Source organism: Brevibacillus soli (genome assembly GCF_044759095.2).
In the GTDB taxonomy this organism is placed as follows: domain Bacteria; phylum Bacillota; class Bacilli; order Brevibacillales; family Brevibacillaceae; genus JBIYSM02.
Window position 1 is genome coordinate 1 of record NZ_JBIYSM020000071.1, and the last position, 11,062, is coordinate 11,062.

General features: G+C 50.4%; 10 protein-coding genes. All 10 read right to left on the minus strand.

Features of this window, described 5'->3' with window-relative positions:
• Window positions 1-137 precede the first annotated feature (137 nt).
• The 10 genes from ACE99V_RS19420 to mnmE all read right to left on the minus strand — a co-directional run bounded on the left by ACE99V_RS19420 (window position 138) and on the right by mnmE (window position 10,722).
• The gene (locus ACE99V_RS19420; protein ID WP_400492855.1) at window positions 138-1,037 is read right to left on the minus strand and encodes a diacylglycerol/lipid kinase family protein; all 900 of its coding nucleotides are present in this window, start codon (window positions 1,035-1,037) and stop codon (window positions 138-140) included.
• Between the two features lie 124 nt (window positions 1,038-1,161).
• Entirely contained in the window at window positions 1,162-1,884 is a 723-nt protein-coding gene (locus ACE99V_RS19425; protein WP_400492856.1) for a DUF554 domain-containing protein, read from the minus strand.
• Window positions 1,885-1,911: 27 nt separating this feature from the next.
• Window positions 1,912-3,066 (minus strand): aminotransferase class V-fold PLP-dependent enzyme, encoded by a 1,155-nt coding sequence (locus tag ACE99V_RS19430; protein WP_400492857.1) that lies wholly within the window; start codon window positions 3,064-3,066, stop codon window positions 1,912-1,914.
• Between the two features lie 18 nt (window positions 3,067-3,084).
• Entirely contained in the window at window positions 3,085-3,933 is an 849-nt protein-coding gene (locus tag ACE99V_RS19435; RefSeq protein ID WP_400492858.1) for a ParB/RepB/Spo0J family partition protein, read from the minus strand.
• Window positions 3,930-4,688, minus strand: coding sequence for a ParA family protein (locus ACE99V_RS19440; RefSeq protein WP_400492859.1), 759 nt, complete (start codon window positions 4,686-4,688; stop codon window positions 3,930-3,932). The genes ACE99V_RS19435 and ACE99V_RS19440 overlap by 4 nt, the downstream gene beginning before the upstream one ends.
• Before the next feature lie 311 nt (window positions 4,689-4,999).
• Window positions 5,000-5,848, minus strand: coding sequence for a nucleoid occlusion protein (gene noc, locus ACE99V_RS19445; protein ID WP_400492860.1), 849 nt, complete (start codon window positions 5,846-5,848; stop codon window positions 5,000-5,002).
• Between the two features lie 166 nt (window positions 5,849-6,014).
• Entirely contained in the window at window positions 6,015-6,584 is a 570-nt protein-coding gene (locus tag ACE99V_RS19450; RefSeq protein ID WP_400492861.1) for an MgtC/SapB family protein, read from the minus strand.
• A 120-nt stretch (window positions 6,585-6,704) separates the two neighbouring features.
• Window positions 6,705-7,421, minus strand: coding sequence for a 16S rRNA (guanine(527)-N(7))-methyltransferase RsmG (gene rsmG / locus ACE99V_RS19455; protein ID WP_400492862.1), 717 nt, complete (start codon window positions 7,419-7,421; stop codon window positions 6,705-6,707).
• An 11-nt stretch (window positions 7,422-7,432) separates the two neighbouring features.
• Window positions 7,433-9,328, minus strand: a complete 1,896-nt coding sequence (gene mnmG / locus ACE99V_RS19460) for a tRNA uridine-5-carboxymethylaminomethyl(34) synthesis enzyme MnmG (RefSeq protein ID WP_400492863.1) — start codon at window positions 9,326-9,328, stop codon at window positions 7,433-7,435.
• A 17-nt stretch (window positions 9,329-9,345) separates the two neighbouring features.
• Window positions 9,346-10,722 (minus strand): tRNA uridine-5-carboxymethylaminomethyl(34) synthesis GTPase MnmE, encoded by a 1,377-nt coding sequence (mnmE, locus tag ACE99V_RS19465; protein ID WP_400492864.1) that lies wholly within the window; start codon window positions 10,720-10,722, stop codon window positions 9,346-9,348.
• Window positions 10,723-11,062 lie beyond the last annotated feature (340 nt).

The window sequence follows — 11,062 nt, forward strand, 5'->3', positions numbered from 1 at the left end:
CTTCGCCAGCCGTAGTAGCAGTATTGACAATATTTTCATTCATCAGTGATGCCGTGAACGCGGCATGGAAGTCTTATATACTAATAAAACCCACCCGGCATGAGCTAACGCTTCGCCGGGTGGGTTTTCTTACGCGATCACTTCAGCACCGTCTGCTGCTGCTCCAGAACTTCCACTGTTATCGGTGTAACGGCCGCCACTTCGCCGTCTAAGTGCACCACCAGCGGCCTTTCCGCTTGAATCAGGATGTGTTTTCCGCGGTAAAAGCGAACAGCCGGGTGATGCACGTGAGCTCCGGAAAATATCAAGGGAAAAGCACGAAGCAGTCCCCATCGGCTAACGTCGCTGACCACACACACTTCGGCAACCCCATCATTCGCCACAGCCTGCGGGCAAATCATCATGCCTCCTCCGTAATTGGGAATATTCGATACGGCAATAAGCCACACCCGCGGCAGTCTTTCGCTTTTGCCGTCAACGGTTATGAACGCGTCACACGGTTTGTAGGAATACAATACGCGCAAAACCGAGACCACATAAGAAACCATTCCAAGATTCAACCTGTTGAACCATTTTTTATATCCAGCTTCATTGGTTGTTTTTGCGACCTGTCCGTCAAAGCCGGCCCCTACGCTGTTGACCGCCACCCGACCGTTCACTTTTAAAAGGTCGATGACTTCCCCCTGTTTTTCTGACAGAATTCGATCCAATGCCTGCAACGGGTCAGTCGGCAGTGAATGTCCCCGGGCAAAATCATTTCCGGAGCCGGCTGCTATGTATCCAAACATACAATCCTTTCCGCTTTCGTAGATGCCGTTCATTACCTCGTTTACCGTTCCATCTCCCCCAACCGCTACAAGTCGTGTTACTTCCTCTTTTTGCAGCAGCTCTACAGCCATTTTTTGCGCTTCCCCTGCATTTTTTGTCACAAATGCTCGATATGGCGTTCCTTGCCGTTCCAGATGCTGTTTCAGTTTCGCCCAGACTGCTGCGCCTCTGCCGTTTCCGGATACGGGATTTATGATAAAACCCAGCATATTTGCCCTCTCCCTCGTACACAATCCCTTTTTCTATCCGTATTATCGCATGAACCGTACTATGTGAAAATGAAAAACGAGCTCTTTCGCAGATGGAAAGAACCCGTGTCATGATTTTCGTCGGCTATTTTGTTGCCAAAAGCGCTGTCAACCAATCGATCAAAGGCACCCCTACTGCCGCAATCACCAAAGCCGGCAGCATATTCGCCACATTGATTTTGCGCAGTTCCAGAATGTTGATTCCGATGGCGATAATCATCAGTCCGCCGACAGCCGTCAATTCCACAAGCATAGCGTCCAGCATTTCTTTGCTGACCAACCCGTAGATCTGTGTCGAGAGCAGCGCGATTACTCCTTGGTAGAACAGGACAGGTACTGCGGAAAACAGCACGCCGATACCCAAAGTAGAGGTAAAAATAATGGCGGAAAAACCGTCCAGCATGGCCTTGGTGTATAAAATATCGTGGTTTTGGCGCAAGCCGCTGTCCATCGCGCCCAGAACCGCCATGGCACCGATACAGTATACCAATGTCGCCGTCACAAATCCCGTGGCAATACTGCCTTGTTTACTTCCTCCCAGCTTGTTTTCCAGCCATTGGCCGACCTGGTTCAGACCTTTTTCAATACCCATTACCTCTCCAACAATGGAACCCAGTACAATGCTGAAAATCAGCAGCAAAATGTTTTGGGTTTCAAAGCTCATTTTCAGTCCGAGCAAAACAACTGCCAAACCGATTCCCTGCATGACCGTCTGCCGAATCGTATCAGGAATGCCCGACAGCAATCGGCCCACCAGCGAGCCAACAATTATGGCTGCTGCATTGACGAGGGTTCCCAGCAAAATCACATTCTCCACGCTCCTATGTTGTCTCTCTCACTGAAACGCCAGTGCAATTTCTCTTACCGCGTTCACAAGCGTATCTACCTCTTCCTCTGTGTTAAAAATCCCAAAACTCGCGCGTACGGCCCCTCTTTGCTCCGTCCCTGCCGTTTTATGGCCCAACGGGGTGCAGTGATAACCGGCACGGGTTGCAATTCCATACTGCTGGTCAAGTATGAAAGAAGCTTCCGAAGCATCTACGCCGGCTATATTAAAGGAAACGACCCCGACCCTCTCGACGGGGAGAGCAGGTCCGTACACTTCCACGCCCGGAATCTCGCGCAATCCCAAAATTGCCTTCCTGGACAAGCCCCACTCGTGTTCGTGGATGTTTTCTACGCCTTTTTCCAGGATGAAGTTGACACCAGCCAGCAATCCCGCCAGTCCCACGGTATTCGCCGTGCCGCTTTCATAACGGTCCGGTCTGGTCGTTGGCTGTTCGATTGCCTCCGACTGGCTCCCCGTCCCTCCGTGAATCAAAGGCTCCAGGTCAATGTCGCTTTTTACGTACAGTCCACCCGTTCCCTGAGGACCGTACAGACCCTTATGTCCTGGAAATGCAAGCATGTCGATGTTCATCTCATCCACCTGAATAGGAAGCACCCCGGCCGTTTGCGAAGCATCGACAAGGAATACGACACCATGCTGTTTGGCAATCTTCCCAAGTTCCCCAATCGGCAAAATGACTCCTGTCAAATTGGAAGCATGACTGACTACCATCAATCGTGTGTTGGGCTTTAACGCATTTGCAAAATCTTCAGCGTGAAACAGGTGGTCGGATCGTGGCTCCACATATGTGATCTGAACTTTTTTTGTTCTTCGCAGATACTCAAGCGGGCGCCTTACCGAGTTGTGCTCAATCGAAGAAGTGACGACGTGATCCCCTTCGGTTAACAGGCCTTTTATTGCTTGATTTAACGCCTGTGTAGCATTGAGATAAAAAAAGAGGTCATTCGGGTTTTGTATCCCAAATAACCGTGAAAGCTGCACGCGTGTACGAAACACTGTCTTGCTCGCCTTCATCGCCAACGCATGACCGCCTCTTCCGGGATTTGCAGCGAATTGGTCGATCACTTCGGCCATCGCCTCTTTTACGCCGGGAGGTTTCGGCCAGGTCGATGCGGCATTATCAAGGTATATGATCTGCATGGCTTCCTCCTTGGGATTTTACCGTTCCTCAACATACAATATATCCAAAATCCGCTGTAAATCGTCGTTGGAGTAAAAATCAATTTCGATTTTACCGCGCTTGCTGCCTTTTTTGATTTTTACGGATGTACCAAAGCGGATGCGCAAGCGCTCTTCCATCTGGGAAAGCAGCGGTTCTTTTTTCACGGCTTTTTTCTTGTTTGTTTCACGTGAAACATTCAGTTGCTTTACCAATTCTTCCAACTGTCTGACACTCAGGCCTTTTTTTACAACATCGTTTGCCAACTGCAGCTGCAAATCTTCTTTCTCCACCGGCAGAAGCGCACGGGCGTGGCCCATCGAAAGTGCAGAGTTGGATACAAACTTACGGATCTTGTCAGGCAGTTGCAGCAAGCGCAAGATGTTTGCGACATGCGGTCTGCTTTTTCCGATTTTTTGCGCCAGCTCTTCTTGTGTGTAGGAATAATGCTCCATCAGCTTTTCATATGCTTCTGCTTCCTCTATGGGATTGAGATTCTCCCGCTGCAGATTTTCAATCAGGGCAATTTCCATTAGCTGCTGGTCCGTGTATGCCTTTACGACGACAGGCACCTTTTTCAGTCCGGCCACCTTCGCAGCACGGAGCCGGCGTTCCCCTGCCACCAGTTCGTATCCCTTTATGCTTTTGCGCACAATCAGCGGCTGGATGATGCCGTGTTCTTTAATCGACTGAGACAGTTCTTCAATGGCAGCGGCATCAAATTCTTTTCGTGGCTGATAGGGATTGGGTCTGATTTCACTGACGGAAATCTCGGAAACTTGCTCCCCTTCATCCAAAAGGTTTGAGGTAATCAGGGCTCCCAACCCTTTTCCTAAACCTCTGCTCATAGTCCTACCACTTCCTTCGCTAGGTCCGTATACACTTCAGCCCCTCTGGACCGGGGGTCATACGTGATAATCGCTTGCCCGTGAGAAGGAGCCTCACTCAAACGCACATTGCGAGGAATAATTGTCTTGTACACCTTGTCCTGAAAGTACTTTTTCACTTCCTCAATCACCTGGATCCCGAGATTGGTCCTTGCATCCAGCATGGTCAGCACTACTCCCTCGATCGTCAGTTGGGAGTTCAGATGTTTTTGGACCAGACGGATGGTATTGAGCAGCTGACTCAATCCCTCCAGCGCGTAATATTCGCACTGAATGGGAATCAGGACGGAATCTGCTGCGGTCAGTGAGTTTACGGTTAAAATGCCGAGCGACGGCGGACAGTCGATAATGATGTAATCATACTTATCCTTTACAACTTCAAGGGCTTTTTTTAGTCGAACTTCTCTTGAGATGGTTGGGACAAGTTCAATTTCTGCACCTGCCAGCTGGATCGTAGCCGGTATGGTCATTAACCCGTCTATATCCGTCGGCAAAGTGGCATCCACAGGACTAATGTCGTTGATGAGTACATCATAAATGCAATAGCGGACATCTGCTTTGTTCACGCCGATACCACTGGTAGCGTTCCCTTGCGGATCAATGTCCACCAGCAACACTTTCTTCCCAAGAGAAGCAAGACACGCGCTGAGATTCACGGATGTTGTTGTCTTCCCTACGCCACCCTTCTGATTTGCTACTGCAATGATCTTACCCAACTTTTCCACCTCGTTTAAACAAATCTACTACTCATGTTACCAGATTTCTCACGCAGGCACGCGTGTTTTTTAACGTGCCGGAAATTTTACAGGGTGAATCCCCCTGCGTCTACTCCCTTTCCAGCGGTAGCGTCTATTATTTTACCGCATCACCCTGTAAAAAAATAGGAGAGATATTCAGAAATGGTTAGTTCTTTTGATTCATTTAAAAGAAGAAATGTTGCGACGCACAGGATGTGCCAGGATCAGCAAAGCCTCATGGCAAGCGTATTCATCGACCAAAAAGAAAGGCGGCCTGATTTGCCGCATCTCTACTGTTCCCTTTTCTTGGGTATACGAATGGTAAATTGATAATATTCTTCCATGTCTTCTTCGTTTGTTTCTACCGGCAGGCCCGTTTGCAGCACCATATCGATTGACTGGCGAACCGTATTGATGGCGATGCGCGCATCCCGGGAAAACGCCTTCCATTTTGGTTTTGCTTCTTTTTCAGGCTTCGGATTTTCGGACGCGTCCAAAATCTGTTTGACACGCGTTTCCGTTTGTTTCACGTTCCATTCGCGTTCCAGGATTTCCTGAAGCACTTTTATCTGCAGGTCAGCCTCTTTTAAAGGGATCAAGGCCCGCGCATGCCGTTCCGTCACTTGACGGGTCATCAGCGCGTCCTGAATCTCCTGAGGCAAATGGAGCAATCGCAACTTATTGGCGATGGTCGATTGACCTTTGCCCAGACGCTGCGCCAAACTCTCCTGCGTCAAGTTGTGCAGGTCAATTAATTTTTGATAGGCGATCGCTTCCTCAATCGCTGTCAAACCCTCTCGCTGCAAGTTTTCAATCAGCGCAATCGATGCTGTCTGTGTATCGTTAAAGTCTTTGACAATAGCAGGGATTCGTTCCATTCCCAACTTTTTCGTCGCACGTAAACGTCTTTCCCCCGCAATCAATTCATAGCGGTTGTTTTTCAACCGGACCACAATCGGCTGGATCAATCCGTGGGTGCGGATGGTTTGACACAACTCCTCAATTTTTTCATCGTCAAATACTGTACGGGGCTGATAAGGATTGGGAACAATTTCATCAACGGGTATTTGTCGTATCTCTTCACTGTCCGTCTTGTCAGATAACCCGAAAATGCGAGAAAACTGATCCTTTACTGCCATTGCGAATCCCCCACTTCTAACCGTTCCATAAACCAATGCACAAACCTCTGACCTGTATCCATTGGATGATGACACGTACTACCTTGTGCCTAAAATGGTTGTCCTAAAAAATATTCTTCATTTTTTCTCCAATTCCTGCTGCTTCCACATGTTTCACGTGAAACACTCACTCTTCGTCTTTCTGTAACACAGCCTTCTTCACACGCTGTATTCGTTTCTGTAATCGTTTTTGTTCCCGAACCTCTTCTTCCTGGTTGTCTTTTTGGCGGGAAAAGCTGAACAGATGTGGGAACAGGCGGTGAAAATCAAGCGTAAGGTAGGCAAAAAATGCCGCTACGATCGCGGGGATGTACATCCCTGCGCTAAACATTAAACCAATGGCAGAAGCAACCCACATTCCGGCAGCAGTGGTTAACCCTTTTACCTCGCCGTTAAATTTGATAATGGCGCCCGCGCCTAAAAAGCCCATGCCGGTTACCACTTGGGCTGCTACCCGACCCGGGTCGTTATTGACGCCGCTGGAGGAAAAACCATATATCGAAGCGAGTCCAAACAGACAGGATCCGAAGCAGACCAGACTGTAGGTACGAAATCCTGCCCCTCTTTGTCTGTTCACATCTTTAAAAAAACGCTCACGCTCCAGCCCCATCACAGCACCGGCTACGAACGCCAGAAACAAGCGTAACAGAATGGTTGGCAATTCAGATGGGAAAAAGGTCGACAACGCCGTGTTCATCGTTTTTCATCCTCTCAGTGAGCCTAAAAGGTATATCTGTATGTATATGCAGAAAAACAGAAGACTATCAATTTCACCAAAAAAGGGCCATAGCAATTGCCACAGCCCTTTTTATCCTGTTTAAAGCAGCGGTTTTTTTGCAGGTGTTCCCGCTTTTCGCGGATATGTTTTCGGAGTCGCTTCCACTTTGTCGATCATGACGATATTTCGTTCCCCGGCATCTTCCACCAGTTGAAAGGTCTCTACCTTTCTCGTCTTGCCGCCAAGCGTTTTGATGGCTTTTTTCGCCTCGTTCAATTCAAATGAGATGTCGGCTCCCTTCATCGCGATGAACGTCCCGCCCACTTTTGCGAACGGCAGGCAGTATTCGGCTAATACGTTTAGTCTGGCAACAGCCCGGGCTATGACCAAATCAAACGATTCCCGAAATTGCCGTTCCTGTCCGCGCTCTTCAGCCCGACCGTGCACCGGTGCCAGGTTGGCCAATCCCAACTCCCTGGCGACGTGTTCCAGAAAGTTCATTCGCTTGTTCAGGGAATCGATGATGGTCATTTTCAGATGGGGGAAGCAAATCTTTAGCGGAATGCTGGGGAAACCCGCTCCCCCGCCAATATCCGCTGTCGTTTCTACAGAATCAAACGAAAAGAAGAAGGCAGGCGATACGGAATCATAGAAGTGCTTGGTGTATACCTGCCCTTCTTCTGTGATGGCCGTCAGGTTCATCTTTTCGTTCCACTCAACGAGCAAGCGAAAATATGCGTCAAATTGCTCACGTTGCTGGGCCGAGAGCACAATGCCTTTAGCCGCCAGCGCATCGGCAAATTGTTCTTTGTTCATGCTTGATCTCCTTACTCGGCGGCGCCCACGCGATTGTACTGCTCCAGATAGACCATAAGAACGGAGATGTCGGCGGGATTTACGCCGGAAATGCGCGATGCCTGACCGATATTAAGCGGACGAATCTTGCTCATTTTTTCTCTCGCCTCTTTGGACATACCGGAGATTTGATGATAGTCGATATCGGCGGGTATGCGGCGCTCTTCCACCTTTTTGACCCGTTCCACCTGCTGCAGCGACTTGCGGATGTAGCCGTCATATTTGATCTGGATTTCCACCTGTTCCGCCACATCCTCAGGCACAGGCTCCGGTGCAGGAGCCATTTGGATGATGTGCTGGTACGTAATTTCCGGACGGCGAAGTAGCTGGGCCAACTCAATCACTTCCGTCAGTTCCGGCGACCCCGCTTCACGGAGAACGGCCTGCACATGCGCCTGATCGGGGCGGACACGGGTGTTCAGAATTCGCTCCTTCTCCTGTTCAATTCTCGCCCGCTTTTCGTTAAATCGTTTATACCGTTCTTCGCTGATCAGGCCGATTTCATACCCGATGTCGGTCAAACGCAGGTCTGCATTGTCATGACGCAGCAGCAAACGGTATTCCGCACGGGATGTAAGCAGACGATACGGTTCATTGGTGCCTTTGGTGACAAGGTCGTCAATCAAAACGCCGATGTACGCCTGCTCACGTCCGAGAATGACAGGCGGCTTGCCCTGCACTTTTCTGGCGGCGTTGATGCCCGCCATCAATCCCTGTCCGGCCGCTTCTTCGTAGCCGGAGGTTCCATTGATCTGCCCGGCCGTAAACAAGCCTTCAATCAATTTGGTCTCCAGTGAAGGCCACAGCTGTGTCGGCACGATCGCATCGTACTCGATGGCGTATCCGGGACGCATCATTTTGACGTTCTCGAGTCCTGCCATGGAACGAAGCATGGAAAGCTGGACATCTTCCGGCAGACTCGTCGACATTCCCTGCACGTACATCTCTTCCGTATGCCGCCCTTCCGGCTCGAGGAACACCTGGTGACGCGGCTTGTCGCTAAAACGCACGACCTTATCCTCAATCGACGGACAGTAGCGCGGACCCGTCCCTTCTATGATGCCGGAGTACATCGGTGCCCGATGCAGGTTGCCGTTGATCACTTCATGCGTTCCTTCGTTGGTATACGTAAGCCAGCATGGAAGCTGGTCCATGATGAATTCCGTAGTCTCGTAGGAAAAAGCGCGCGGTACGTCGTCTCCCGGCTGTATCTCCATTTTGCTGAAATCGACGCTGCTTTTGTGTACGCGCGGCGGTGTGCCGGTCTTGAAGCGCACCATCTCAAAACCGAGCTCTTTCAGGTGCAAAGCCAAGCGAATGGACGGCCGCATGTTGTTCGGGCCGCTTTCATACTGCAAATCCCCGAGGATGATTTTGCCGCGGAGATAGGTACCGGTGGTGAGCACCACCGACTTGGCGTTGTATCGGGCGCCGGTTTGCGTAATGACACCTTCACAAACGCCGTTGTTGACGATCAATTCCTCCACCATCGCCTGACGGAGAATCAAATTGGGCGTATTTTCAATCGTATGTTTCATCTGATGCTGATAGGCGAACTTGTCGGCCTGTGCCCGCAGCGCGTGAACGGCAGGCCCTTTCCCTGTGTTCAGCATCCGCATCTGGATGTAAGTCTTGTCGGTGTTTCTTCCCATCTCACCGCCCAGCGCGTCAATCTCCCGCACGACGTGCCCTTTTGCAGGCCCCCCGACAGAAGGATTGCACGGCATATAGGCAACCGCATCCAGATTGATCGTCAAAAGCAGAGTGCTGCAGCCCATCCGTGCCGCAGCCAAAGCCGCTTCACATCCGGCGTGCCCTGCCCCAATTACAATCACATCAAACGTTCCGGCATCATACGTTGCAATCATGCTTCTCCCTCCTTGCCTTATTTCCCCAAACAGAATTGGGAAAAGATCTGGTCTATCAAATCTTCGCCCACGCTCTCTCCGATTACTTCGCCGAGCAGTTCCCAGCCCTTTTTAATATCGATTTGCACCATGTCAATCGGCATGGATGCCTCAATGCCGTTGATGGCGTCCTGAATGGCCTGCTCAGCCTGCCGAAGCAGCTGGATATGCCGGGCGTTGCTCACATAGGTCAGGTCTTCCTGGTGAACGCGTCCGCTGAAAAAGATTTCGGCAATCGCCTGCTCCAGAAGATCGATGCCTTTCTCCTCTTTCACGGAAGTCATGATCAGCGGCTGATCGGGGAAGTAACGCTTCACTTCCTCCAGGTCAATCCGCTGCGGCAGGTCAAACTTGTTGACGATCACAATCACGTTAAAGCCCTTGGCTGCCTCAAAAATGGCGTAGTCATCATCCGTCAGCGGCTCGTTGTAGTTCAGCATGAGCAGCACGAGGTCGGCTTGCTGCAACAGCTGTCTCGACTTTTCCACGCCGATTTTTTCGACGATGTCCTCCGTTTCGCGAATGCCGGCCGTATCGATCAAACGCAGCGGAACACCGCGAACGTTGACATACTCTTCGATGACGTCCCGGGTCGTGCCTGCTACATCGGTGACAATGGCCTTTTCCTCCTGAGCCAAACTGTTCAACAAGGAAGACTTGCCTACATTGGGTCGGCCGACAATTGCAGTGGAAAGACCCTCCCGCAAAATTTTCCCCTGTTTCGCAGTCTGCAGCAGGCGGCCGATCTCCTCTTTTACCTCGACGCACTTGGTCATCAAGAGATTTTGGGTAAACTCCTCCACGTCGTGCTCCGGATAATCGAGCGTCACTTCAATATGAGCCATGGCTTCAATCAAGTTTTGCCGCAGCTTGCGAATCATTCGGGACAGCTTCCCTTCCACCTGGTTAAGCGCCACTTTCATTGCCCGGTCCGTTTTGGCCCGGATCAGATCAATGACGGCCTCCGCCTGCGACAGGTCTATCCGCCCGTTTAAAAATGCGCGTTTGGTAAACTCGCCGGGCTCTGCCAATCTTGCACCATTGTCCAAAATCAACTCCAGTACCCGTTCTACCGATACAATCCCGCCGTGGCAGTTCACCTCGACGACATCCTCGCGGGTAAACGTACGCGGCGCTCTCATGACGGAAACCAATACTTCTTCCACCCGCTCACCCGTCTGTGGATCGTACAAATGTCCGTAATGAATGGTGTGACTATCCACAGTGGACAACTTCTTCTTCCCTCGGTATATCTTATCCACAATTTCCGTAGCATCGGGTCCACTTACTCGAATAACAGCAATGCCTCCCTCTCCCATCGGGGTGGCCACTGCTGCGATAGTATCGAATTTCACTGCATTCACCTCAAAGTTCCAACTGGCAGTAAGCCACTAACTTACTAGCATAACAGATCGAGCTAAAAACTCCAAGGAAAAAGCAACCTGGAAAGTGTCAGGTTGCCAAAGCTTTTTGTTATCCACAGTATGTTCGTTTTTCGCTCGATCAAAACGCAATGCTGTTTATCCACAAAATTACCCACCCGGCTATCGCAGACACTGCGCCGGACGGGGCCCCAAACACTTTCCAAGTGGCTGTATTGGATGTCCATTTTTATAAATTCTACCCTGAAAATCTAAGTGACTTAGAACAGGCCTTTTTGGCAATAGCAAACTAAGCCCCCGTTGCTTCGTTTTT